17 protein-coding genes and 1 pseudogene are annotated in these 26369 nt (G+C 39.4%); 12 read left to right on the plus strand and 6 right to left on the minus strand.

The features are described from left to right. Positions 1 to 206: 206 nt before the first annotated feature. The 9 genes and pseudogenes from ABH942_RS03840 (at position 207) to ABH942_RS03880 (ending at position 12166) form a co-directional block, all read left to right on the plus strand. Entirely contained in the window at positions 207 to 887 is a 681-nt protein-coding gene (locus ABH942_RS03840; protein WP_370029659.1) for a response regulator transcription factor, read from the plus strand. Beyond that, the gene (locus ABH942_RS03845; protein WP_370029660.1) at positions 887 to 2275 is read left to right on the plus strand and encodes an ATP-binding protein; all 1389 of its coding nucleotides are present in this window, start codon (positions 887 to 889) and stop codon (positions 2273 to 2275) included. Before ABH942_RS03840 ends, ABH942_RS03845 begins: the two co-directional genes overlap by 1 nt. A gap of 2 nt (positions 2276 to 2277) precedes the next feature. Continuing rightward, positions 2278 to 2619: pseudogene (locus tag ABH942_RS03850) on the plus strand (MerC domain-containing protein); the annotation flags it as partial. Positions 2620 to 2640: 21 nt separating this feature from the next. Then, the gene (locus ABH942_RS03855) at positions 2641 to 2886 is read left to right on the plus strand and encodes a GDCCVxC domain-containing (seleno)protein (RefSeq protein WP_370029779.1); all 246 of its coding nucleotides are present in this window, start codon (positions 2641 to 2643) and stop codon (positions 2884 to 2886) included. A gap of 104 nt (positions 2887 to 2990) precedes the next feature. Then, positions 2991 to 4250 carry a TolC family protein gene (locus ABH942_RS03860; protein WP_370029661.1) on the plus strand — a complete coding sequence of 420 codons (1260 nt, stop codon included), beginning with the start codon at positions 2991 to 2993 and terminating at the stop codon, positions 4248 to 4250. Continuing rightward, positions 4250 to 5254: an efflux RND transporter periplasmic adaptor subunit gene (locus tag ABH942_RS03865; protein ID WP_370029662.1), complete on the plus strand. Its 1005-nt coding sequence runs from the start codon at positions 4250 to 4252 to the stop codon at positions 5252 to 5254. The genes ABH942_RS03860 and ABH942_RS03865 overlap by 1 nt, the downstream gene beginning before the upstream one ends. 66 nt (positions 5255 to 5320) lie before the next feature. Then, a complete protein-coding gene (locus tag ABH942_RS03870; protein WP_370029663.1) occupies positions 5321 to 6001 on the plus strand; it encodes an MgtC/SapB family protein in 681 nt (226 codons plus the stop codon). A gap of 265 nt (positions 6002 to 6266) precedes the next feature. After that, a complete protein-coding gene (gene mgtA, locus ABH942_RS03875; protein WP_370029664.1) occupies positions 6267 to 8975 on the plus strand; it encodes a magnesium-translocating P-type ATPase in 2709 nt (902 codons plus the stop codon). A 62-nt stretch (positions 8976 to 9037) separates the two neighbouring features. After that, positions 9038 to 12166, plus strand: a complete 3129-nt coding sequence (locus ABH942_RS03880) for an efflux RND transporter permease subunit (protein ID WP_370029665.1) — start codon at positions 9038 to 9040, stop codon at positions 12164 to 12166. Positions 12167 to 12223: 57 nt separating this feature from the next. On the opposite strand, the gene ABH942_RS03885 is transcribed toward ABH942_RS03880, so the two are convergent. From ABH942_RS03885 to ABH942_RS03905, 5 genes are all read right to left on the minus strand, one after another. Next, on the minus strand, positions 12224 to 13903 hold the full coding sequence (locus ABH942_RS03885) for a T9SS type A sorting domain-containing protein (RefSeq protein ID WP_370029666.1): 1680 nt from the start codon (positions 13901 to 13903) through the stop codon (positions 12224 to 12226). A gap of 328 nt (positions 13904 to 14231) precedes the next feature. Continuing rightward, on the minus strand, positions 14232 to 17981 hold the full coding sequence (locus ABH942_RS03890) for a T9SS type A sorting domain-containing protein (protein ID WP_370029667.1): 3750 nt from the start codon (positions 17979 to 17981) through the stop codon (positions 14232 to 14234). Positions 17982 to 18095: 114 nt separating this feature from the next. Then, on the minus strand, positions 18096 to 20702 hold the full coding sequence (locus ABH942_RS03895; RefSeq protein WP_370029668.1) for an ATP-binding protein: 2607 nt from the start codon (positions 20700 to 20702) through the stop codon (positions 18096 to 18098). Positions 20703 to 20876: 174 nt separating this feature from the next. Further along, on the minus strand, positions 20877 to 21509 hold the full coding sequence (locus ABH942_RS03900; RefSeq protein WP_370029669.1) for a DNA-3-methyladenine glycosylase: 633 nt from the start codon (positions 21507 to 21509) through the stop codon (positions 20877 to 20879). Between the two features lie 91 nt (positions 21510 to 21600). Next, the gene (locus ABH942_RS03905) at positions 21601 to 22359 is read right to left on the minus strand and encodes a hypothetical protein (protein ID WP_370029670.1); all 759 of its coding nucleotides are present in this window, start codon (positions 22357 to 22359) and stop codon (positions 21601 to 21603) included. 210 nt (positions 22360 to 22569) lie between these two features. On the opposite strand from ABH942_RS03905, the gene ABH942_RS03910 reads away from it, so the two are divergent. The 3 genes from ABH942_RS03910 to ABH942_RS03920 are packed head-to-tail and all read left to right on the plus strand — an operon-like array spanning position 22570 to position 25382. Next, positions 22570 to 23640, plus strand: a complete 1071-nt coding sequence (locus tag ABH942_RS03910; RefSeq protein ID WP_370029671.1) for a sensor histidine kinase — start codon at positions 22570 to 22572, stop codon at positions 23638 to 23640. Next, entirely contained in the window at positions 23637 to 24362 is a 726-nt protein-coding gene (locus ABH942_RS03915) for a LytR/AlgR family response regulator transcription factor (protein WP_370029672.1), read from the plus strand. Before ABH942_RS03910 ends, ABH942_RS03915 begins: the two co-directional genes overlap by 4 nt. Before the next feature lie 24 nt (positions 24363 to 24386). Continuing rightward, the gene (locus ABH942_RS03920; RefSeq protein ID WP_370029673.1) at positions 24387 to 25382 is read left to right on the plus strand and encodes a hypothetical protein; all 996 of its coding nucleotides are present in this window, start codon (positions 24387 to 24389) and stop codon (positions 25380 to 25382) included. 4 nt (positions 25383 to 25386) lie between these two features. Here ABH942_RS03920 and ABH942_RS03925 read toward each other — a convergent pair whose 3' ends face one another. Then, positions 25387 to 26283: a LysR family transcriptional regulator gene (locus ABH942_RS03925; RefSeq protein WP_370029674.1), complete on the minus strand. Its 897-nt coding sequence runs from the start codon at positions 26281 to 26283 to the stop codon at positions 25387 to 25389. Between the last annotated feature and the right edge of the window lie 86 nt (positions 26284 to 26369).

The raw sequence follows: 26369 nt of genomic DNA on the forward strand, positions 1-26369 counted from the left end.
CTCATGGTTTCCTTTTCTTGGATTTTTCGATAAGATTCAGCACGGTTTTTCCTGAAACACCAATCTGTCGGCTAATAAATCATCGAATATAGGTTTTATCATAAGTCTTAAAACATTTTTTACTGTAACTGACCCACTTTTTACATTACTTCTTTATAATACAGCTTATTTCGTAGCTTTGTATATTCCACTCCAAAAAGAAAAAAATGGCAATTTTAGTAATAGAAGACGATCAGAGGGTAGCCGAACTCATACAAAGAGGCTTAGAAGAACAAGGCTTTGCCATTACTTTGGCCTATGACGGACTTTCAGGAAAGAAGTTAGCTTTGCAAAACGATTATGACCTGATTATTACAGATATTATTTTGCCAAAAATGGATGGAATCGATGTATGCAGGCAAATACGGGAAAGCAAACCTGATATTCCTATTATCATGTTGACAGCTCTGGGCACGACAGACGATAAAGTAGAAGGATTTGATGCCGGAGCAGACGATTATCTGGTCAAGCCTTTTGAAATGCGCGAACTGCTGGTTCGTATCCGTGCCTTGCTAAAACGCAATACTAAAACAGCAAATAATACAGGATTTATTGTGCGCTTTGCGGATCTTGAAATGAACCTTCACACTAAAATCGTGAAACGGGACGGACAAGAAATAAGCCTCACGCCAAAAGAATTTAAGCTGTTGGAGTATCTGATGCACAATCCGGAGCGAGTATTATCACGAGTTGAAATTGCCGAAAAAGTATGGGATACACATTTTGATACAGGCACTAATTTTATTGATGTTTATATCAATTATCTGAGAAAAAAAATCGATAAGGATTTTGACAAAAAATTGATACACACCAAATCAGGAATGGGATTTATCTTGAAAGCAGAATAATGAAAATCAGGACACGGCTTACCTTGCTATTCACACTTATTACAGCGACTATCTTATTGATTTTTGCCGCAGTTATTTATTTTACTGCCAAAGAAAACAGGGAAAAAGAGTTTTATTTACTGCTAAAAAAAGAAGCCATTACCAAAGCCAATCTCTTTTTAAATGCCAGAGTTGATAAAAAGAACTTACAGGAAATCTACCATAACAACAGGAGAATACTAAATGAAGTAGAAGTCGCTATTTATGATCCCTCTTTTACCTTGCTTTATCATGATGCCGTTGATATCGATTATGTAAAGGAAACCAAACAGATGATAAACGAGATCAACCAAAAAGGAGAAATCAGTTTTTATCAGCAGGATTGGCAAGTTATCGGACTTCGGTATGAATTCCAGGGCAGCTATTTTATTGTTACCGCTACAGCTTATGACCAATATGGCTATACCAAACTCGACAGCCTGTTTAAGACCATCATTATTGTTTTTATCATTTCTGTCCTGTTCATCTACATCGCCGGGCGTTTCTTTTCGAAAAAAGCATTCGGGCCGGTAAAGGAAATGACAGAAAAGGCAGCAAATATTTCAGCTACCAATCTTGACTTACGCCTAATGAGCAACGGAAGCAAAGACGAGCTTTCTGAGTTAGCCAATACATTCAACGAAATGCTGGATCGGTTGGAGAATTCATTTGAGGCACAAAAACATTTTGTTTCCAATATTTCCCATGAATTAAGAACGCCTCTTGCAGCCATTATTGCCGAATTGGAATTATCTACCCATAAAGACCGTACAGTTCTCGAATACAAGGACGTGGTCACTAATGCGCTGGCGGATGCCAAAAAACTGGCACGTCTTTCAAATAGCCTGCTTGACCTGGCAAAAGCAAGTTATGATCCATCTGAAATTTCTTTTAAGCCTGTCCGCATAGACGAAATATTATTGGATGCACGCTCACAAGCACAACAGGCAAATCCCGATTACAAGATTGATATCCACTTTGAAAGCGATTTTGAGAACGATGACCAGATATCTGTAAACGGCAACGAGTATCTTTTAAAAGTAGCTTTTGTAAACCTGTTTGAAAACGGCTGTAAATTTTCAGATAACAAGCAAAGTACCGTTTCTTTTTCCTATGGCAATGGAAAAATCTTATTGCGTTTTGTCGATAAAGGTATTGGTATTTCTAAAGATGATATCAAAAATATCTTTACTCCTTTTTACAGGGGCAAAAATAAAAAATATGCAGATGGAAACGGCATTGGCCTTTCGCTTACACAAAAAATTATAACACTCCATAAAGGAGAAATCAACGTTGCTTCTTCTCCTGAAAAAGGAACGGTGTTTACCGTTGAGCTGCACCAAATTACTTCTAATAATAAAAACAAATAAGCATGAAACTTCTTCCAAACATTGACAAATTCGGAAACATAGCCCTTTTTCTAACAGCAATCTTTTCACCTTGTTGTTTTCCTATATTTGCTTTTGCAGCTTCGGCTTTGGGATTAGGAAGTTTTGAGCTTTTTGGCGGCTGGTCGATGTGGATTTTCCAAATAATGGTTCTGATAAATATTGCCGGACTTGTCATTTCTTATTTCAAACACCGTTGCTTATACCCGTTATTAGTAGCCATTCCAAGCGGACTATTAATTTTTTATGGCTATCATTTTAACGATAGCGATTATTGGACTTATTTTCTATATGCAGGCATGCTTGGACTTTTAATAGCCACTTTTTGGAATTACAGACGAAACAAAATGCATACTTCTTGCGCTACCTGTACAACATCCGATAACAAAACGGCAGAACTCAACTCTACAATAACCTGCCCTGACTGCGGACACAAAAAAGCGGAGATTATGCCAACAGATGCCTGCGTCTATTTTTACGAATGCGAAAACTGCAAAACAAAATTAAAACCGCTTCCAGGCGATTGCTGCGTATATTGTAGTTATGGAACCGTAAAATGTCCTCCCATTCAGGCAAATTTGAATTGCTGTTAGTACAACTATTCTGTCTCTAATAAAATTCTAATTTTTTTCTATTGATTCTCTAACGGCCCTTTCCATAGGGAATAAAGACTTTTGTGCCGATAAAAACAGGCATAATGATTTTCCGTTTCAAACTCCCAGTATCGATTGCACTTCTTTTCGTGTTTAGTCACACGATAAAGGCGCAGGACAAATATACCCTGCAACGGGCTCTGCAAACAGCAAAAGCCAGCAATCCCTTTTTAAAAACCGAACAATTTGCTATAGGTATCGCTCAAGCGGAAGCCATCACTTCAAAACAGTGGTATAATCCTAAATTAGGGCTAAACTATATCAATATTGCTTCTCAAAAAAATGCAGCGCCCAATTCTGATTTATACAGTGCCATAAACAACCAATATGCTTTCCAATTAGGAAAAACTTTTCAGGTTGCGGGACAGCGCAAGCACAAAATAGATATGGCAGGCAAGAATATCACCTTTGTCGAAAAAAGCTATGCAGAAACAGAACGCAACTTATTTCTTGAAGTTGCCCAAAAATGGCTTGAGGTATGGGTAACCCAAAAGCAGCTGGATATTCTGACTTCTGCCAAAAGTAACATTGACAGCCTTGTTATTACCAATCAAAACAGATATAAAAATCAGGTCATTACTCAAACTGATCTGTATCGTACTCAATTATTATCCAAGCAATATGCCATCCAATATAAAACAATGTTGCAGGAACATGCCAATAAGCAATCCGAGCTTCGATTTTTGTTAGGCATTAAAGATTCGTTGAATATTGATATGGAAGACCAATTTCTTTTTAATGATTCTGAAAATATAGATGGTTTACTTGCTCAATCTCTTGAGAACCGCAGTGACATCACAACTGCCAAAACATTGATTGAAGTTTCAGACAGCAACATCAACCTTCAGAAATCGCTTGCATTCCCGCAACCAGAAGTTGGAGTTATTTATAACCCTCAAAACACTATTCCGTATTGGGGTATTTATGCCACTTTCGACCTCCCTTTTTTCAATCGGAATCAAGGTGAGATAAAAAAATCAGCAGTACTGAAAAAACAGGCAGAGCAACATCTTTTTACGATACAGGAACAATTGCAAACCGAAATCAAAACTGCTTATGCAAGCTACAAGCAACAGCAACAGAACGTTCAGAATTTCGAAACCGTCATACAGCAGTCTCAGTCTATTTTAGACAATGTAAAATATGCCTATCTAAAAAGCGGCACAACCATTATCGATTTTTTGGAAGCACAACGTAGCTGGTTGGAAACACAGCAACAATATTATGAGGCTTTGCAACAATACCGCCAAAGCTACTTTCAACTGCTTTATGCAACAGGTTTAATCAATCAACTAGCAAAATAATGAAGAACATAAGATACCTATTACCAATGCTCCTGCTTCTTGCTTCATGCAGAAATGAAGAAAAAAAGAAAGAGGAAAAAAATACGACACCAACAGTTAGCAACGGCGGTCAGGAAATATCCTTTCCGGATGCGACAGCTCTTTCATTTTTCAAAACCGAAAAAGTAAACGATAACAATATCAACGCTGATTTGGCCGCTATAGGGAATGTCGGAGCCATAATTGTTTCATCAAACACCGGAGCATCACAAAACATCATATTATTTGAAAAACCAGAACTGGCAAGTAATTATACGCAGCTAATCCAGCATCAGGCAAATATCCGCCAAATCCAGAACATCAACATCCGCCAAAAACAGATCGAACTGGAGCGTACAAAAGATTTGCAGCAACATGGATCGGCCACAGGACAGGATTTATTAAATGCTCAGACAGCGTTAAGCATGGAACAAACGAATCTTGCCAATGAAAAAACAGCATTGATTGAGCATGAAGCCAAATTAAAATCTGGCGGCTTTAACCCGGAACTCTTACGTAATGCTAAAGCAGGAGCAGCCTATATCATCTGTGACATTCCTGAAAACCAAATCAGCAAGATAAACGAAGGAAGCTCCTGCTCTATCTCGTTTTCATCATTCCCTAATGAAACTTATACCGGAAAAGTTGAAAACATTGCCGATGTCGTAGATAATACGACACGAATGGTAAAAGTCCGTATAAGGGTAAACAATAGCACGAGCAAAATCAAAGCAGGAATGTTCGCCAACATTTCATTTGGATTAAACGAAGGCAATTCCATCACCATAAGCAAAACATCTTTAGCCACCGTACAGGGAAAAAATTATGTATTTGCTAAAAAGTCGGCTCACGAATTTGAACGAAGAGAAATACAAACCGGGCAGCAGATTGGCAACAGGATAGTTGTATTTAAAGGATTAAATAATGGCGATGAAATTGCCATTGAAGGCGTAATGCAATTAAAAGGATTAAGCTTTGGATATTGATTTATCTCAAAGCAAGTAATTATAAAATCAGAACCGATGACCATTTTAAGTTTTTCTATCCGCCTTTTGTTTGCGCTAGTCTTTGGTGCTTCTATTGGCATTGAACGACAGTGGCGGCAAAAAAGCGCCGGGTTACGCACCAATACTTTGGTATCGTTAGGTTCTGCAGCTTTTATATTGCTTTCGGTTTCTCTGACGGATAATGTAGGTGATCCAAGTCGTATTGCAGCACAAATTGTAACCGGTATTGGTTTTTTGGGTGCGGGCGTAATCATGAAAGACGGCTTAAGTGTTCAAGGCTTAAACACCGCAGCCACTATTTGGTGTTCGGCTGCCGTGGGTTCGCTTTGCGGTTTGGGCTTATTTGCGCAGGCAGGTATTGTTACTGCTGCTATTATGCTTACACACATACTTCTGCGTCCGCTTGGGCAAAAACTGAGCTCGCTTACATTTATTAAATCCGCTGCAACGCAAATTGACTATCTGTTCACAATTAAATGCAAAACCGAAGTCGAAAATCACATTCGGGTATTGCTGATGCAGATGCTCGGAAATGAAGAAAAACTATTACTAAAATCATTGACCAGTGATGATACTGATGATATAAGCCATGTAACAATAACAGCCGTTATCAAATCGGCAACGCCGCAGGATAACATGATCGAACGGGTAGCTAGCCGCCTGACCATTGAAGAAAAAGTAATTAAGGTAAGTTGGGAGATTATAGGAACAGAATCCGATTTATAACTATGATTTCAGCCATGCAGAGATATATTCCTCCTCCCAACTTTTCTTTCCAATAGTATATATATGACCAAACTGTTGCATTAATGCGGCTTCAAGAACCGTAAAGTAAGTTGGGAGTACCGGAATGCCATCAAATTTATAGTGTTAGTTTAAGCCATACAGCTATTCCTTCTCCCAACTTTTCTTTTTCAACTACATAAAAACATGTGCCCAATCTGTTTGCTTCAAGGTCTGGATATTTATTCATCAACAAATAAAGAGGATTATGATGATACACTTTAAAACAAAATTAAAAAACCCGCTCCACTCCATAATCAATTCCAGCGGAATGAATATGGGAACCGTCACCAAACTGCAAAATGCATCCAGCCAGGATGATAAGTTTGTGTATGCCATGCTGGAAACCAGTGAGCAAGGAATAACTAATGCCACGGCAGAAGAACGCAAATTGAAATTTGGAGTTAATGAATTACAGCACCAAAAAGCACCAAAGCGATTTATTCAGTTATTAAAGGCATTTGCCAATCCTTTTATTTACATACTATTGGTCATTGCTGCCGTTTCATTTATTATTGACGTATGGCTACCCACTGCTGAAGATCGTGATTTCAAAACCGTAATCGTAGTTTCTATTATGATTTTGGTAAGTGCCCTTTTGCGTTTTGTGCAGGAATACCGAAGCAATTCGGCTGCCGAAAAGCTAAAGAGCATGGTAAAGACCACGGCTACCGTATTAAGAAAGTTTACAGGTAAAAAAGAAATCCCAATCAGCGAACTTGTTCCTGGCGATATCATACATCTGTCTGCTGGGGACATGATTCCTGCCGATTGCCGCATTATGCAAAGCAAAGATCTTTTTGTTAGCGAAAGCATGCTCACAGGTGAAGCCTTGCCGGTTGAAAAAAATCATTTTCCGATACGCAATGCAGAAAAAAAGCAACCTACGGAACTCAACAATGTGTGTTTTATGGGTACAAATGTGGTAAGCGGTTCTGCTATGGCAATTGTTGTTGCTACAGGAAGCTATACTTTTTTTGGCAGCATCAGTAAGTCTATTGTGGGAGAACGTCCCGAAACCAGCTTTGACAAAGGAATTAATAAGGTCAGTTTTCTGCTCATCCGTTTTATGCTGGTGATGGTTCCGCTTATTTTTTTAATCAACGGTTTGTTGAAAAACGACTGGGCAGAAGCATTGCTCTTTGCCATTGCCATAGCAGTAGGCCTAACACCTGAAATGCTGCCTATGATAGTTACCGCTAATCTGGCAAAAGGCGCTGTAACCATGAGCAAACATAAAGTAATCGTAAAACGTCTGAACTCCATCCAAAATATTGGGGCAATGGATATTCTTTGTACGGACAAGACCGGAACTTTGACATTGGATAAAATTGTACTGGAAAAACACCTGAATGTTTACGGAATAGAAGACGATGAAGTACTTAAATGGGCTTACCTCAACAGTTACCACCAAACAGGACTTAAAAACCTGATGGACGAAGCCGTGTTGGAACACGCCGATTTGCACGACTATCTGAAAGTAGAAGAACAATACATTAAAGTAGATGAAATTCCTTTTGATTTTCAACGCAGACGAATGTCTGTTGTGCTTAAAACACATAATGGCAAGCATCTTCTTATTACCAAAGGAGCGGTTGAAGAAATGCTGGAATTATGCACCAATGCTTTTGATCCGGGTGATGACCGCAGCCTTCATATCGAGAATGACACCATCGTGCCAATGGACGATACGATGCGAAACACCGTATTGAATACTTCTAAAAAAATGAATGAAGAAGGACTTCGGGTTTTGTTGGTTGCCATTCGTGAATTTGACGGTTCACACCCACTCACCTATTCCGTTCAAGATGAAAACCAACTTACTTTAACCGGTTTTATTGGTTTTCTCGATCCTGCAAAACCATCATCAAAACCTGCAATTGAAGCCTTGCAAAAATTAGGTGTAAGCATAAAAGTCCTTACGGGCGATAATGAAATCGTTACAAAAAAGATTTGCAATGACGTAGGCATTCCTGTACAGCATGTGGTCAATGGCATCGATTTGGAAAAAATGACCGATGATGAATTATTACAGCAAATTGATACTGTTTCTGTATTTGCCAAGCTAAATCCCCTGCAAAAAGTAAGAGTTGTAAAAGCATTACGAGGCAAAGGCCATACTGTTGGTTTTATGGGCGATGGTATTAATGATGCCGCCGCATTAAAAGAATCCGATGTAGGCATCAGTGTAGATACAGCCGTAGACATTACAAAAGAAAGTGCCGATATTATTTTACTGGAAAAAGATCTTATGGTACTGCGTAAAGGTGTGATATATGGCAGACGGACTTTTGGTAATATCATTAAATACATCAAAATGACAGCCAGCAGCAATTTCGGAAATATGTTCAGTATGCTTGGAGCAAGTGCATTTTTGCCATTCCTGCCCATGTTGCCTGTACATCTGCTGATACAAAACCTGCTCTATGATGTTTCACAGATTTCTATTCCGTGGGACAGAATGGATGAAGAGTTTATCCAAAAACCAAAGAAATGGGATGCCGGTAGCGTCTCCAGGTTTATGCTTTTCATTGGCCCGATAAGCTCCATCTTTGATTTTGCCACTTTTGCTGTCATGTTCTTTGTGTTCAAAGCAAACACGGCTGAACATCAGACACTTTTTCAAAGCGGCTGGTTTGTAGAAGGACTGCTTTCGCAAACGCTGATTATACACATGATACGTACTCGCAAGATACCTTTTATACAAAGTTGGGCAGCAACTCCGGTAGTCGCTTTAACTTCATTGATTATGGTTATAGGCATCCTTATTCCTTTTTCACCTTTTGCAGCAGCATTAAAAATGCAGCCTTTGCCATTAAGCTACTTCCCATGGCTTATAGGCATACTGACCAGCTATTGCCTGCTTACGCAATTAGTAAAAAACTGGTTCATTAAAAGATTCAATTCCTGGCTATAATACAGGCATGTATTTACAGATAAAACAAATCCGGATATAGTAAAATCCTAAAAAAGCAAGTAATGATTAATAAGCTACTGATATTCTCCCTAAAAAACCGCTGGCTTGTGATAGTGGTAAGTTTTGCACTAATGGCAATTGGCTATTATTGTTTTACAAATCTGAAAATTGAAGCCTATCCTGATATAGCCGATACCAATGTAATTATCGTAGCGCAATATCAAGGCCGTGCTGCCGAAGAAGTAGAACAGCAGGTTACCGTTCCTATAGAAAGAGCATTGCAAAACACGCCCAATGTACTGGATCGAAGAAGCAGGACTATTTTTGGTTTAAGTGTCGTGCAGCTCACTTTTAAAGATGGTACGGATGACTATTTCGCAAGACAGCAGGTAATGGAACGCCTTGCAACAGCCGAATTGCCTGAAGGCGTATCGCCTGAACTTGCTCCTCTGTCTACGGCAGTTGGTGAGATTTTTCGTTATGTGGTCGAAGCGCCTCCAACCTTTTCGCCTATTCAGTTAAGGGATTTACAGGATTGGGTAATCAAGCCTTATTTGCTACAAACAGCAGGAATAGCCGACATTACTACTTTTGGCGGCCCTTTGAAACAATTCCATATCCTTACTTATCCGGACAAATTACGCAAGTATGGTCTTACAATTTCAGAAGTAGAAAATGCCGTAATTGCAAACAACCAAAACACTGGCGGAAATATCCTGGAACGTGGCGGTCAGGGCTTTGCCGTTCGCGGATTGGGAGCCATCAAGAATGAAAGTGATATTGAAAATATCGTACTCAAATCGGAAAACGGAGTACCTGTTTTTGTGCGGGATGTGGCAAGCGTGGAAATTGCTCCGCCGCCGCCAAGCGGAGTATTGGGCTATACCGTTGCCGGAGGAAATGTAGATGTAAATAACGGAGTTGAAGGAATTATTTTGCTTCGCAGATATGAAAATCCAAGTGAGGTATTGACAGAACTCAAACAACGAATTGCCGATTTGCAGCAAAGCGAATTGCCGGAAGGCGTAAAAATCAGAACTCTTTATGACCGAAGCTTTTTAATTGACCATTCGCTGCACACTGTTGGAACAACCTTGTTTGAAGGCGTTAGTATCGTTATCATCATCCTGATTTTCTTTTTAGGAAGCATGCGAAGTGCTTTGGTCGTGGCACTCACTATTCCTTTTTCATTGCTTTTTGCCTTTATCATTATGCGGCTTACGGGTATTCCTGCCAATCTGCTTTCATTGGGCGCGATTGATTTTGGAATAATTGTAGACGGTGCTGTAGTAATGGCAGAACATCTGATTAGGAAATACCGGAACGCCACACCAGAAGAAAAGGAAAGCGGGATTGTACAGATGACACTGCTTTCTGCAAAAGAAGTTGGCCGTGAAATTTTCTTCTCTGTAACAATTATCATATTGGCCTATATGCCTATCCTCTTAATGACCCGGGTAGAAGGCAAGCTTTTTTCACCAATGGCCCTGACTCTGGCATTTGCAGTTATTGGTTCTATGATTGCCGCACTAACCTTTATTCCGGTACTGATTTCTTTTGTATACAACAAAGCCATTTCAAATCCTGACAAACCATTCAAAGAACATAAAAACAAGCTGCTTGAATTTTTAGAAAACAGTTATGGAAAAATGCTTTCCAAACTTTTAAAGCATTACAAAAAAACAGTACTCATTGGTTTTGGAATAGTGTTATTCCTGATTTCATTCGGAATGAAATTAGGGACAGAATTTTTACCGGAACTGGATGAAGGCTCTATTTTTCTTCGGGGCAATTTTCCTGCCGGGATTACCATACAGGAAAATGCCAAATACGCTCCAAAGATTCGCAAGATCATTTCAAAATATCCGCAAATCTCTTATGTAATTACCCAGACTGGTAGAAATGATGATGGTACCGATCCGTTTCCTGCCAATCGAAATGAAATTTTGGTAGGCTTAAAGGAATATCATCTGTGGAATGATACCATTTCCAAAAAAGAATTAGTAAAGCAGATCAGTACTGAACTGGAAAACGAACTACCAAGCGTAAAATTTTCTTCCGGACAGCCTATTATCGATCAGGTAATGGAAATTGTAACCGGAAGTGCCGCCGATCTTGCAGTCTCAATTGTAGGTGATGATTTGACACTGATGCGAAACAAGGCAGATAGTATAGCCAATATCGTAAAATCAATGCATGGAAGTGTAGGTGTAAACATCGAACAGGAAGGAACACAGGAACAATTGGCTGTCAATATCAATCGGGAACAGGCAGCCCGATATGGTATCAATGTAGCCGATATTCAAAATATGATAGAAGCTGCCATTGGCGGTAAAAACATTTCCGTTCTATATGACGGAGCAAAACGCTATGATATTGTTATCCGTTATCTGCCTCAATTCCGAAACAATATTGACGAAATCCAAAAATTGCTTGTGCCTTCTTCGAGTGGTTCTCTTATTCCGCTGGAACAGCTTGCTAAAATTAGTTTTGTAGAAGGACAGACGAATATCTACAGGTACAACAACAAACGGATGATAACTGTGCGCACCAATATCAGAGGCAGGGATCAGGGCGGTTTCGTAAAAGAACTGCAAAAGAAAATAGAAAATGACATAACCATTCCTAAAGGCTACGAACTGGTATATGGCGGTCAATATGAAAATTTGGAACGTGCCGGAAAACAACTGGCCATGACTATTCCCCTGACATTGGCAATGGTTTTTATATTCCTTTTTATGCTATATAAAAACTTCAGGCACACGCTGGTTACAACAAGCTGCATTCTATTTGCTTTGGCGGGCGGAATTATAGCATTGCTCCTGCGCGGATATTATTTTAATGTTTCAGCAGGTGTCGGTTTTGTTTCTATTTTCGGAATATCAGTAATGGCAGGAGTATTACTAGTTTCAGCATTAAACAGGGCAACATCGGGCAATATACTATCAAAAAAACGGATTGAACAAACCTCTAAAGAACAATTAAGAGCATTATTATCTATCCTTATTCTAGCTATTTTCGGTCTTATCCCCGCTTCTGTTTCCAGCGGCATCGGTTCTGATATCCAACGACCATTGGCAACGGTAATCATTGGCGGCCTGGCAAGCACTTTGCTTTTTGCTCCATTACTTATTCCGCCTTTGTATTGGTGGGTAAATAATAAAACCCGAAATCGAGAAAATAAGCAATAATTAAAAAAGTCCCTTTTCTATAGATCAGGGACTTTTGAATTTATATAAAACTATTCGTTATTTCTTTACAAATTTTGTGACTGCTCCAGACACCGATCGTATAAAATACAAGCCTGAAGCTAGTGAACTTACATCAATACTATTATTCCCAGATTGTAAAGATTCCTGCTGTATTATTTTTCCTGTCATGTCAACGATTGTAATATTGGTTGCTTCATCCAATTGAGCAAACAAATGGTCTGTTGCCGGATTCGGATAAATTACCAATGCGTTTTTCTGAGCAAACTCTGGAGTATCCAACACTGAAAACTGGAATCTTGCGCTTATAGGATAATGATTAGAAGTCGTATTAAAATAATTGTTGATATTTTGGGCGACTGCTACCTCTTGTGTTACACTGTTTGAAATATAGTTTCCTGACAGTTCATTAGAAACAATAATGTTTTCAATAATCGGGCGAGTTCCCCAATTGGTGTTTGCATCAATTATGTCTTTAGTGATACTGTTATAATTGACTGCATCGTCAATAAAATTTTTATATGGCGAAACCGTACATCCGCAAGTGTTGCTTGATGTCCCTATAAGGAAATCGTTAAAGTCTCCAATAAGGATAAGGTTTTTTGAATTATACGCTGATCCATCAAGAATAGTTTTCAATGCCTGAGAAGCTCCCAATCTGCGTGTATAGCTTGTAGCATTGCCATCTTCTGCCTTGGCATGGATATTTACGAGAGATACCGGAACTAATGTTGTCCCTGAAACAAGATTTACATTATACAAGGCCGGATAACGCCCGTTAGACCAATTGAAATAATAGGAATTGCCTTGGGCAGAATTCCCGCTGCTTAACTGTGACGCGCTTACAAATTGTACTCTTGCCTTTTTATAAATAATTCCCTGTCTTTGATCGCAATCATCAGTAGTGGAAGGCACAATTTTTCCTTCCCATTGGTCGCTGCCCAAAAGCGATACTAGCGTTGTGATAGAAGGAAATGCCGTTGTATGGGAAACTTCCTGAATACAGTAAATATCGGAATTCATGGAACGCATAGCCGCTACAACATTATTAATTTGCAGCGTTTCGTCAGTTGGTCCAAATGTCGTACATCCCAGCCATTCCGTGTTCCAATTGGTAATTTTAAAAATCCCTGCGTTAGGATTTGTTGGCTGAGGTTCACCCGTAACTTTTACATTTTTGATCTCCCATGTAGCGCTCTGGGTGGAGCTGCTCATATAACGGAAAGCAATTCGTGAATTTTGCGATTTTGCCGCATCAGGTATCACAAGTTCACCAGAAGAAACATATTGCCACGCTGTTGGAACATTTTGATTAAGGCCCGTCAGTTCAACCCATGTTGTCGTTGCCGGATTACCCGTAAAATTAGAAGTGGCAAAAACTTTATACCAGCCTTGCGCCACGCCAACATTCAGCACAGCGGCATTTCCTCTGGTATGGCTGAACGTAAGTTTTACGTTATCTGTTTGTTGCAGATTCATTACCGGACTTACAAACCAATCTTCATTTTCAAAATTTTGTCCTCCGGCAAATCCATTGCACATCGCTCCATATAGAGAACTAAAAGTCCACCCTTGAGCACCTGTAACGCTATAAGCCGTAAACGTATTAAAACTGGCCTGCGTAAGCAATGTCTGATCCAGGATTGTAGTTTGTGCCGATAAGCTGGCACCAAAATTCGAAAGAACAAGTAAAAGAAATAGTCTAAAATATTTTTGCATTTTGTAGGGGTATCAATCTGGAGCATCCATATAAAAGCAGTTTCCAGAAAAAGTTAGTCGAGCGCAAACATACAAATAAAACTGACTTTTACTTTTATTAAAACATTAAGTTTGAGCACTTACTAAATTCAATACATCAAATAACAAATTGATTTTCTGCTATATAAATTTAAACTTTGCACCTCTGCTTCTTAGCGAGTAACTATTTTCACACAAAGACGCAGAGGCGCAAAGAAGAAAGCACGTTTACCTATTCTATTGATTATTATTATAAAAAAGCCCCTAATCTCACGAAAAGGGGCCTTTTTTTAAACCAATTAGAAACTATTTATTTCTTCACAAACTTTGCAGTTGCTCCAGAGACAGATCGTATAAAGTACATCCCTGAAGCGAGTGAACTTACATCAATACTATTGTTTCCAGACTTTAAAGTCTCATGCTGTATTATTTTTCCTGTCATATCAACGATTGTAACCTCTGTTACATCATTCAATTGAACAAACAATTGGTCTGCCGTTGGATTTGGATAAATTTTCAGTCCATCTTTTACAAATGTATCCACACCTAAATTAGTTATCTGAACGCAGTTTGATGTTGCAGAACATCCATTTTGCGTCACGATTACTGCATAAGAACCATTTGCACTTGCCGTGTAGGAAGCATTCGTTGCACCATCTATTGGTTGGTTATTGGCACAATTAATCCATTGATAGGTAGCTCCTGTAGCTGATGCCGTAATGGTACTTCCTTGTAAAGTTGTAGTCTTATTGACTAAATTAACCACAACTGTCATGGTTGCCGTTGTAACACACTGCCCGGTTGAAGGCGTAAAGGTGTATGTTGTTGTTGCCGTATTGTTAATTGCCGGGCTCCACACACCTCCAATTCCATTATTGGAAACAGTAGGCAGTGTAAATATTCCGCCAGAGCAAACCGGTGCAACCTGTGTAAAACTCGGAACAGTTGGAGCAGTAACATTCATTGTTATAGCATTGCTCGTAACGCTGGTTGGCGAGGCACATGCTGCATTGCTTACCATCACACAAGTAACACTATTTCCGTTTGCCAATGTTGTAGTTGTATATGTCGGGCTATTTGTGCCAACATTATTTCCATTAACTTTCCATTGATACGATGGCGTTGTTCCTCCATTAACCGGTGTTGCCGTAAAAGTAACACTTGTTCCCTGGCAAATTGTGGTTTCTGAAGCAGCAATTGTTACTGTTGGAGTACAAGTTACCGGAGGCGGCCCTACCAAACAGATCGTAAAAGGAAGCGTTATTATACCTCGATCTGGGTTCAGTACGCGAACATAGTACGTTCTGCCTACCACAAAACTACTTCCTGAATATATTGAACCATTTGTATTTGATGGAACACACTGAAGTCTATTCCCTGTACAGCTCTCTTCATAGATTTCCATTGCAAGATTCATTGACCAACCACTGTCAACTCTGATTACAGAAACAGACATTGTCTGACGTGTAGCTGTAAATTTATACCACACATCCTGACTGCTGTTAGCTGCACAGGAAGGAACTCCGCCATCCAGCAAGGCTCCTCTAAAGGTACCCTGAACATTTACACAAGTATTCGCAGGTGTAAGTTCTATAGCTGTCGCACAAGTATCGTTTGCAGGTTTTGGGAATGCCTGAAGACAGATGTTAAAAGGAAGTGTGATTATTCCCCTGTCTGGGTTCAGTACGCGAACATAGTACGTCCTGCCTATTACAAAATCCGTATTAAAATAGCTGTTTCCGTTGCTATTTGAAGAGATACATTTAAATCGGTTACCGGAACAGCTCTCCTCATAAATCTCCATAGCAAAATTAATCGACCAGTTCGTATCGGCTCTGGTTAGGGAAACCGCCATCGTCTGTTCCGTTGCCGTGAATTGGTACCAAACATCCTGGCTGCTGTTAGTTGCACAGGAGGGAACTCCTCCGTCCAGCAATGCGCCGCTGAATGTACCTACCGTATTTACACAGCTGCTGTTTGGCGTAAGCACAGTTGCCGTTGCACAACTGTCGTTCGCAGGCTTAGGATAAGCTCTAAGGCAGATGTTAAAGCCAAGTGTTATTATACCTCTGTCTGGGTTTAGCACACGAACATAGTACGTCCTGCCTACTACAAAGTCCGTATTAAAATAACTGTTCCCATTGCTATTTGAAGAGATACATTTAAATCGGTTACCGGAGCAGCTTTCTTCATAAATCTCCATAGCAAAATTAATCGACCAGTTCGTATCGGCTCTGGTTAGGGAAATAGACATCGTCTGTTCTGTTGCCGTGAATTGGTACCAGACATCCTGGCTACTTGTAGTCGCACACGAAGGAGCACCACCATCCAGCAACGCACCACTAAATGTGCCGACTGTATTTACGCAGCCGCTGTTTGGCGTAAGCACAGTTGCCGTTGCACAACTGTCGTTTGCAGGCTTAGGATAGGCCCTAAGACAAATATTGAACCCAAGTGTTGTTATGCCCCTGTCCGGGTTCAGCACGCGCACATAATATGTTCTTCCTACTACAAAGTCCGTATTAAAATAGGTGGATGCGTTGGTGTTCGAATCGACACATTTGAATCGGTTACCGGAGCAGCTCTCCTCATAAATTTCCATAGCATAATTGATCGACCAGTTCGTATCGGCTCTGGTTACAGCGATAGACATCGTCTGTTCCGTTGCCGTGAATTGGTACCAAACATCCTGGCTGCTGTTAACTGCACAGGAAGGAGCACCTCCGTCTAGCAAGGCACCGCTAAATGTCCCGGCTATATTTACACAGCCGCTGTTTGGCGTAAGTACTGCTGCTGTAGCACAACTGTCGTTTGCAGGCTTAGGAAAGGCACGGAGGCAGATATTGAAGCCTAACGTCATTATCCCCCTATCCGGGTTCAATACACGCACATAATACGTCCTGCCTATTACAAAGCCTGTATTGAAATAGGTAGATGCGTTGGTGTTCGAATCGACACACTTGAGTCGGTTGCCAGAACAGCTCTCTTCATAAATTTCCATAGCATAATTGATCGACCAGTTCGTATCGGCTCTGGTTACAGCAATAGACATCGTCTGTTCTGTTGCCGTGAATTGGTACCAAACATCCTGGCTACTGTTAGCTGCACAGGAAGGAGCACCTCCATCCAGCACCGCTCCTCTGAATGTGCCGGCCGTATTTACGCAGCCGCTGTTTGGCGTAAGCACTGTTGCCGTTGCACAACTGTCGTTTGCAGGTTTTGGAAATGCCTGAAGGCAGATATTGAAACTGCGTGTACTCAAATCGCCAGCCGGATTCATCACACGGACATAATATGTCCTGCCTATCACGAAGTCTGCACCGAAATAGACACCGACATCAGCGCTCTGTGAGATGCACTTGAATCGGTTTCCGGTACAACTTTCTTCATAGATTTCCATCGCGAAGTACATCGTCGAGTTCGTTACCGCTCTGGCTAAGTTAATAGCCATTGTCTGTTCTGTTGCCGTGAACTTATACCAAACGTCCTGGCGACTGCTGTTGGCGCAGGAAGAAACCGGTCCGTCGAGCAACGCCCCACTGAAACTACCGAAAGTATTCGTACAGTTATTATTCGGTATAAGCTGCTCAGCCGTAGCACAGCTGTCGTTTGCAGGCTTTGGAAATGCCTGGATACAGATATAGAAACTACGTGTACTCAGCTCGGGAATCGGATTCAGCACGCGGACATAATACGTCCTGCCTATCACGAAGTCCGTATTGTAATAAACAGAGATATCTGTACTCGGTCCGACACACTTGAATCGGTTGCCTGTGCAACTATCTTCATAGATTTCCATCGCGAAGTACATCGTAGAGTTTGTTACCACTCTGGCTAAGTTAACAGCCATCGTCTGTTCTGTAGCCGTGAACTTATACCAAACATCCTGGCTACTGCTATTGGCACAGGACGGAGTTCCACTGCTAAGAGTTGATCCGCTAAACGTTCCGCTTACATTATTACAGTTATTCGGAGTTAATTGAATTGCATTAACACATTCATCATTGGCCTTGGAGGAAATATGCCAAAAAAGAATAAAACATAGTAAAAGGTGTTTCATAAAGTATATTTGATTTTGATTGTTGATTCACGTCGGTAAATTTAGATTCCCAGCCACAAACAGCTATGTAGCCATGTTGCCAGATTGTGTACTATTGTTGCACATGCAAAAAAATTATTGATTTTTAAGCACTTGGCTCGGACTTTTCCCAAAGTATTCCGTAAAGGATTTTGTGAAATAGGACTGGCTGTTGAAACCACATTTATAAGCAATTTCGGTAATGTTCCCTTCGTTATTGAGCAAAAGATCTTTTGCTTTTTCAAGTCGGATCATGCTGATAAAATTGGTAGTAGAAAATCCTGTCAAGGCGACTAATTTTCGATGAAGTTGGCTTCTGCTGACAGACATATTATCAGAAAGCTCATTAACGGAATAGTCTTGATTGTCGATATTATTGACAATATAGCCAATGACTTTATTGACATAGGCATTTGGACTTTTAACCCGTTCTTCAAATATTTTTTCTGAATGTATGGCTTCTTTGTAGGTTTCTTTGTTTCGTTGAACCGTAGTAAACAGGTTTTTTATAGTCAGCTTTAATTCTTCAGGCGAAAAAGGTTTGGAAATATAGGCATCTGCCCCATGCTGCAAACCTTGCAAACGACTTTCCAATGATGCTTTTGCAGAAAATAATACAACCGGCAAATGATTCGTCAGTTCCTCAGATCGGATTGCTGAAAGCAATTCGATACCATCTTTTTCAGGCATCATAACATCGGAAAGAACAATATCCGGCAAATTTTCACGGATTAAGTCAAGAGCCTGCTGTCCGTTTTTAGCATGTATAATCTGGAAATTTTCTTTTAAGACAGCTATACTGAAAGCAGCCGTATCTGCATCATCTTCTACTAACAAGAGTAGTGGCGCACCTTCATTCTGAATAACCGAATCCATAACATTCGCTGCTTCTTGCACCGGAAAGGAAACCATAAATGTTGTTCCTGAAGAATTGCTTTCAAGATGGATCGTACCTTGGGCTAAATCCACTAATTCTTTAACAAGAGACAGCCCTATTCCCGTACCGTTGACATCTGAAACCTGATTTCCTCTGAAAAAACGACGAAATACTTTTTTCTGTTCTTTTTTTGGAATTCCCGGCCCCGTATCGCTTACGCGGATGTTTAATCTGCCTTGTTCTATTTGTGATGACACCTGTATTTCAGCTTTTGGCGGACAGTATTTTACAGCATTTCCGATAAGATTGGAGAGGATTTTTTCCAAAGCGTTGGACGGAAACGAATACTGTTTTTTCACATTATTCTTAGTATGTATAATCTGTATGTCTTTGGATTTGGCTTCGCTGGCAAAAGTATCAATCGTGTTTTCAATAAAATCGTCAACTAATCCATTGGTATAGTGGAGTTGGAAACTGCCTCTGCCCAATTTTGACGCATCGAGCAATTCGGCAACCAGACTCATTAATTTTTTAGAATTTCGTTCCATCAGACCAAGCTGTTCTTCGTTTGAACTGTCGGAACGCTGCTTCATAATCTGTATAGGTCCATCGATAAGCGTAAGCGGTGTCTTGATTTCGTGCAGGATATTTTCAAACATCCTGAGTTTTTCCTGTTCGAATTTTTGGGTGATCTTTCTTCTTTGGAAAATCAAATAGATAATAAATCCGGCTACCAGAAATAACAAAATCGAACCAAACAACAGCGCTGTACGTTCGCTTTTCGCTTTTTCAGCTTCATGTTTATGTACCTGGATTTCTTTTTCTTTTTTCTCGCTTTGGTATTTGATTTCGAGTTCTTCTATTTCTTTTTGTTTTGCCGCAGTAAAGAGGCGCTGGCGTGTTTCGTTTTCCAGTTTTTTATAGTGATAGGCATTTTTAAAATCTCCCATCGACTCATACAAAACACTTATCCTTTCAAATAATGCAGGCTTATACTGATCTTCTGGTCGCAGTTCATTCACTGCAATCGCTTTCTTCATGTACTCAACCGCCTTGTCATAATTTTTCTTCTCCAAATAGTAATCGCCCAAATTCTGGTGCGTAGTCATCATCGTGAGATGGTCTTTGTTTTTTTCGGAAAGCTCAAGTCCTTTTTCGTAATAATAAACACAGGAATCTGATTTTATTCCCTGATAAGCCGCTCCAAGAGAGTTGTAAACTGTAGCCAGATAGTTGTCCTGCTTGTTTTTCAGAAGTGTTTTTTCAGCATCTTTAAGCGTGTGTATTGCTTCGCCAAACGATTGGTTCATAATCTGCAAAGCTGCCAGATTTGCTGCAATGAAAGAATAATATTGGTAATCATTTGCTTCTTTCTTGGCTTGTGCTGCCTGTTTCAGATACTGCTCTGCTTTTTTAGGATCGTTCAGATAGAAGTAACAGGTTCCTATTCCGTTGTAAATAGTTCCGGCCAGAGATTTTTCGTTATGTTTTTCAGCCAGTTTAAGTCCTTCCTGATAGGAAGCGATTGCTTCCTTCATTTTGTTTTGTTTTTGATAAGCCTCGCCAATAAGAGCATAGGAACGAATCACTACGGAATGATCTTTTATATTTTGTCCAATTTTTTGGGCTGCCTGGCTATAATAAAGACAAGAATCCTGATTGTTTGCCAAAAAATGTCTTGCGAGCTCGAGGTTTAGCTCCCCTTTTTTCAGCCCATCTGCTTTTTTTATTAACGTATGCAGAGAATCTGCGGTATTTTGACTTCTTAACTGTTGAGGAAAAACAATAGAAAAGGCAATGATAAAGTAAAAAGCAAACTTTGCCATAGTGTTTGGGGGCTTGATTGAGTTTTTGAATTGTCTACAAAAATATAGAAATTCATCACATTTCCTATTTTTCAAGCGTTAAAGCAGAAGTATTGTTAGAAATTTTAGGAAAATAGCTTTTTACAGAATCTATTCGTAAAAAATCTCCGTTAGTCTTATGCTTTTAAATCCGCCCTATTTCTTTGCTCTTAAAGACAGATAATAATGCCACAACAGCATAGTTGCGACGGTACGGAAAGGCTGCCAATCGGCGGCCTTTTCTATTAAGATTTCACGTGAAGTTTCTTTAGGCATGTTTTTCAACTGCTTTAGTGCATTCACCGCCGCCAGATCACCTATTGGAAAAATATCGGAACGTTTTAGCACAAAAATCAGATAGACATCAATCGTCCAGTTACCAATGCCTTTTAACTGGCTCAATGTAGTTCGGATGGCTTCGTCAGATTGCGTTTCCAGCAATTGTAAATCAATTTGTTTATCCAGCAACGCCTGAGCCAAATGCTTTACATAAACCGTTTTTTGTCGGCTGAAATAACAGGCCCTGAACTCTTCATCAGACAAAGACAGTATGCGTTCGGGCGTAATTTCTCCAACATAATCCCTCAATTTATTAAGAGTTGTCAGTGCTGAGGCGATAGACACCTGCTGTTCCAATATGATATGCACCAAGGTTTCAAAAGTATTGGGACGCGACCAAAATGGCGGATAATCATATCGGTCAAGAATGTTTTTAATGTCTTCATCTTTTGCGGCAAGACTGTCGCAAATGTCCCGAAATTCGGAAGGTGTAAATTGGCTGAACTCCATAACAATTGATACTGTAAGAAAGCATAAAGCTAATCACTTTTAGAATAGTTTGCTACATAAAAACAGCAAAATAGAATAATCGTATTGGGTTTTAGGCAACACCACTGGCAGCTAACGGCACGCCTTTAATGGCTGTCCCGATTTGTGCTATGACATTTAATTCGATAATTTCGGAAGTATAAAAGTCAAAGAGAAATATTTTTTCAAAACCCGATGAAAAGGCAGCTGTTTTTATGGCTTCGTCAATAACAAACGACTTACAGTTGTTGTCAATAGCGCTCAATACTATCACAAGCCATTGTTTCTGGCCGGGCTGCACTAAATAGTTTTGGTCTATGATGTTCTGTACCTCTTCATAAGTGCATTCTAAAATCTTGAAATCACGATTTACAATTCGAAATTCTGATGAAGGCAGCTTTCTAATGTGTTCCACATATTTAAACAATATGACTTCTCCTTTGATTCCTGAAATAATCTCGCTTTTGAGTTTTAGGATTTCAGCGGCATCAAAATTGGCTTCCGGATTGCGAAACTCCACATTATAAAGTCCTTTATAGCGAGCACCAAGCTCTGAAAATTCAGCTTCGATTTCTGAAAGGATTTTTGAGATGGCGTTCTCTTTTGGCGTAAGAAACAAATCCGAAGTAACCACACTGACTTTTTCAGCCAAACCATCAGCATCTTCCAATTGGATTTCTCCTTTTTGAGTAATAATGGCTCGGTTGTCATACAAGTCGGCAAATTTCCATAAATCAACAATCGCTTTGATTTCCTGTTCTTTGGCGCACGTTTCCTGTTTTGAACTCTCGATGGCTGTAATCCAGCGCTCTATTGCTTGGATCGATTTCATATTTTTTTTATTTCAAAAATAGAGGGAACAATAAAGCTGACTGTTTTTTTTATACCAACACAAACTTATTTTATACAAAAACCGTTATTTAATAGATTTAATACCTTAACAGGCAAAAAACCTTTTTGTATAATTTAAAAGGCGGTTGGTATAAATTAATTGGGTGTTGCTTTTTTTTAGTCTTATTTCGCATCGTTAATATCTATAGCCTTGAAAAACACTTGTTTTCAAAATAATTTTATAAAATTCCTCATCGATCCAAAATATAGGATCTGGAGGCATTTGTCCATTATTTTATACATTATTGCATTTTCATACGATTCAGGAGAAATCAAAGAATATAGCGGTGATTTCCACTACTATATAAAATGGTTGTGGATTATCTATTTCCTGGCAATGGTTTACATCAATATGTATGTACTCGTCCCAAAACTTTTGTTCAAAGGCGAATATATTACCTATTTGGTGTGTCTCGTTCTGCTTATCGTATGCAGTTTCATACTCGTAAAAAATGGCCTGAATTATTTTGATCAGTATCGGATTACGCCACGAAAGGTTTTCTCTAGTTTTTTTCGGGAAATCCTGGCTACTTCCAACCTGCTCACTATTTTGGTTTTTTCGTCTACTTCTATAAAACTGTTCCAGCAGTGGGCACGTGATACGGAGCGTATCATTGAATTAGAAACAAATTCCCTGCAACTGGAACTCAAGGAATTGAAGAATCAGATCAATCCGCATTTTCTTTTCAATATGCTGAATAATGTCAACGTATTGGTTAAAAAAAATCCGGAAAAAGCTTCTGCCATTATTATGAAATTGTCTGATTTCCTTCGCTATCAATTGTATGACAATAACCAACCCTCTGTATTGCTTTTATCTGAAATACAATTCCTGAACGATTTTATGGAGCTTGAGAAGATTCGCCGTGATGATTTTAATTTCAGGATTACAATTGAGAACGAAGACAGTAACAGCAACATGATTTCACAACTGGTGCTTCCTCCAAACCTCTTTACTACATTTATAGAGAATGCTATCAAGCACAGTGCTGATCTTGAGCATCCTTCTAAAATAGACATTTCTTTTACGATTCATAAAAGAGAACTGGTTTTTATCTGCTCTAATACGAAACCTGCCGAGCCTATTGACGGACAACAAAAAGGAGGACTTGGATTGGTAAATACCAGACGCAGATTGGATTTGTTGTATGCTAAGGATTATAAATTAGATATTGACGACATTGATAAAAAATATACTGTAACCTTAACTCTGCCAATATGAATTGCATAATCGTTGATGACGAACCTCTCGCCAGAGAGGGCATGCTCCTGCTCCTACAGGATGTTCCTGAATTGAATGTGATTGGATGCTTCAATGGCCCAAAAAAGGCTAGGGAATTCATGCTTGAAAATACAGTTGACCTGATTTTTCTCGATATACAGATGCCGGGAATTAACGGATTGGAATTTGCAGAATCCATTCCGGAACAAACCCTTATCATCTTTACGACCGCATACTCGCAATATGCCTTGAAAAGTTATGAGGTAGATGCCATAGATTATCTGGTAAAGCCAATTATTAAAAATCGATTGGAAAAATCGATTAAAAAAGCATTTGCTTACCGCGAATTATTGTCCGGTAAGGAAGAAAAAAGCACATTGGAAAGCCTGGAAACTGACTTTATGCTCATAAAATCAGAGCGAAAATTCCATAAAATTCTTTTTAGGGATATTCTCTATATCGAAGGGCTAAAAGATTATGTCGTGATTTATGTCAATGACAGCAAAATTATCACGGCCATGAACCTCAAAACCATCTCACAGCACCTTCCTGAAACGCAGTTCATCCGCGTTAGCAAATCATATTTGGTCAATGTGCAGCATATTGATTCTTTTGACAACCATACCATTTATATCAAGACTTCCGAGATTCCGATTGGAGAAGTATTCCGTAAAAAATTCCTCGAACAGTATCTTGGGAAAAACATTTCGGACAGACTATAACAACAACCGTTTTAAAAACATGCTATGAAATCAAAAATTTTGCCTTTTGCAATACTGCTATGTGTTTTTGCAAATGCACAAGAAAAAGAACAATTAAAAGAAAATGTCAAGGCTGCCGTAACTGAAAGATTTCCATCTACCCGCTTTTTGGATTTCCAGTATCAGCAATACCTACCAACCGATTTCGATTCCAAATTATTAGACAAGGCCTTTGAAGAAGGAGAAATCAAAAATCATTACCGATTCAATGCCAATTCGAATTTTGTAATCTTTTCCAAACCGAGATGGAGCGTCACTACATCGCTCAATTACAAATATGAGGCTTTTGAACTGAACGATGTTGAAAATGTAGCTGGCGATGCTATTGCTCCTTATAACAAAAAACTAGATTTTCATTACCTGTCCGCAACGCTAAGCTTTACTTATTTCGCTCGTTTATTCAACAAGCCTTTTATCTATAATGCCAGTTTTACTGCTGACGGCAGTGAAAAAGATATTGAGCGTTTGAAAGGTTTTATAGGTGCGACAATTATTTTGAAAAAAACGGAAAGAACCATGATTGGCGTTGGAGCACTTATTTTTATCGATCCGGCTTCTCCGGTTCCAGCAGCACCAACTTTTATGATGGAACACCGATTCCAAAATTCGCCCTGGATATTTGACCTGATTTTACCACAAAGGCTTTTATTCCACAGACCAATATCTGAAAACGGGAAATTTTCTATAGGAACGGAACTCAACGGTGACGGTTTTTATGTCTACAACAATAATACGCCAGGCTTTGCAGATGTGTATGATTACCGGGTTTTAGAGCTTCGTTCGGGACTGACCTATGAGCATCATATCAACAAAACAATTATTGCTACTTTCAAGACCGGATTATCGAATGTTTTTAATTCAAGGCTGTCCGAAAGAGGAGAAAACACAAATGATTATATCTTTTCGACCAAACAAAATGGAACGGGCTATTTCAACGTAGGAATTTCTTTTATGCCTGACTTCAAAAAGAAGAAGAACTAAGTTTTTATTTCATCACTTTCATAAATATTTCTTTGATTAAGGCAATCTCGTCTGCGTAGATTGTCTTTTTTCTTGTAGCAAAATGAAGCGTGTTTTTTAAAGGCACTTTTCCTTGCCAGATCATTTTGATTTGACCGCTATCGATGTCTTTCTTGCAAAGGAAATCCGGAATAACTGACAATCCCTGGCCGCTGCTAAGACAACGTACAATAGAGTTTAGGTTGGGCACGATATAGTTGGGGCGAAAGTCGGGATATTTGTTGAAGTTCAATTGCCAGAATCGTCTCAAATGTTCCATATCTCCAGTTGTTCCATACCATTTCTGCTGCTTCAGCCATGATTCTATAGCTTCAAAATCTCCTGTTTCTTCCAATGTCTGGAATGTCTGTACATCCGTTTCATTGCCACCAACCAGCACTATTGTTTCCGATGAAAAAGGCTGATAATCGATGCTGCTTTTAGGAACCATCTGCGGCGTGATGATAATGTCCAATATTCCTTTTTCGAGATTTTCAACCATTTCCGGATATTCTCCAAATTGGATGATTACATTAAATGGCAAGGTTGCGATGTATTGTTCCAACGTAATCTGGAACGTCTCAAAACACATACCCACGCTAATCGTAGGCGTATGCTTCTCCGTACTCCGCTGGAAATTCTTTTCGGCTTCTTCCAATTTTGTCATCGCCTCGATAATAAAATTATAAAGCACTTTACCTCTTTCTGTAGGAACCATTTTGCGTCCCGTACGGTCAAACAGCTTATACCCAACATAATTTTCCAGCGAACTCAAATGCAGACTTACTCCAGGCTGTGAAATAAACAGCACTTCTGCTGCTCCGGTAAGCGTTCCTGATTTATATACGGCTTTAAATGTCCTGTACCATTCCAGATTTACCATAATTCAGCTATTATAATTATGATACAAAGGTATGAATTAAGTTATTTTAATAATAGATAATGTCGCCATAAATTTGCATCATCAAA

This window comes from Flavobacterium sp. 28YEA47A (assembly GCF_041262125.1).
Lineage (GTDB): Bacteria > Bacteroidota > Bacteroidia > Flavobacteriales > Flavobacteriaceae > Flavobacterium.

Coding starts and splice junctions, on each gene's coding strand:
- ABH942_RS03925 (WP_370029674.1), bottom strand. CDS start 26,283: ATGGTAAATCTGGAATGGTACAGGACATTTAAAGCCGTATATAAATCA.
- ABH942_RS03860 (WP_370029661.1), top strand. CDS start 2,991: ATGATTTTCCGTTTCAAACTCCCAGTATCGATTGCACTTCTTTTCGTG.
- ABH942_RS03880 (WP_370029665.1), top strand. CDS start 9,038: ATGATTAATAAGCTACTGATATTCTCCCTAAAAAACCGCTGGCTTGTG.
- ABH942_RS03865 (WP_370029662.1), top strand. CDS start 4,250: ATGAAGAACATAAGATACCTATTACCAATGCTCCTGCTTCTTGCTTCA.
- ABH942_RS03920 (WP_370029673.1), top strand. CDS start 24,387: ATGAAATCAAAAATTTTGCCTTTTGCAATACTGCTATGTGTTTTTGCA.
- ABH942_RS03845 (WP_370029660.1), top strand. CDS start 887: ATGAAAATCAGGACACGGCTTACCTTGCTATTCACACTTATTACAGCG.
- ABH942_RS03915 (WP_370029672.1), top strand. CDS start 23,637: ATGAATTGCATAATCGTTGATGACGAACCTCTCGCCAGAGAGGGCATG.
- ABH942_RS03855 (WP_370029779.1), top strand. CDS start 2,641: ATGCATACTTCTTGCGCTACCTGTACAACATCCGATAACAAAACGGCA.
- ABH942_RS03900 (WP_370029669.1), bottom strand. CDS start 21,509: ATGGAGTTCAGCCAATTTACACCTTCCGAATTTCGGGACATTTGCGAC.
- ABH942_RS03890 (WP_370029667.1), bottom strand. CDS start 17,981: ATGAAACACCTTTTACTATGTTTTATTCTTTTTTGGCATATTTCCTCC.
- ABH942_RS03905 (WP_370029670.1), bottom strand. CDS start 22,359: ATGAAATCGATCCAAGCAATAGAGCGCTGGATTACAGCCATCGAGAGT.
- ABH942_RS03840 (WP_370029659.1), top strand. CDS start 207: ATGGCAATTTTAGTAATAGAAGACGATCAGAGGGTAGCCGAACTCATA.
- mgtA (WP_370029664.1), top strand. CDS start 6,267: ATGATGATACACTTTAAAACAAAATTAAAAAACCCGCTCCACTCCATA.
- ABH942_RS03885 (WP_370029666.1), bottom strand. CDS start 13,903: ATGCAAAAATATTTTAGACTATTTCTTTTACTTGTTCTTTCGAATTTT.
- ABH942_RS03895 (WP_370029668.1), bottom strand. CDS start 20,702: ATGGCAAAGTTTGCTTTTTACTTTATCATTGCCTTTTCTATTGTTTTT.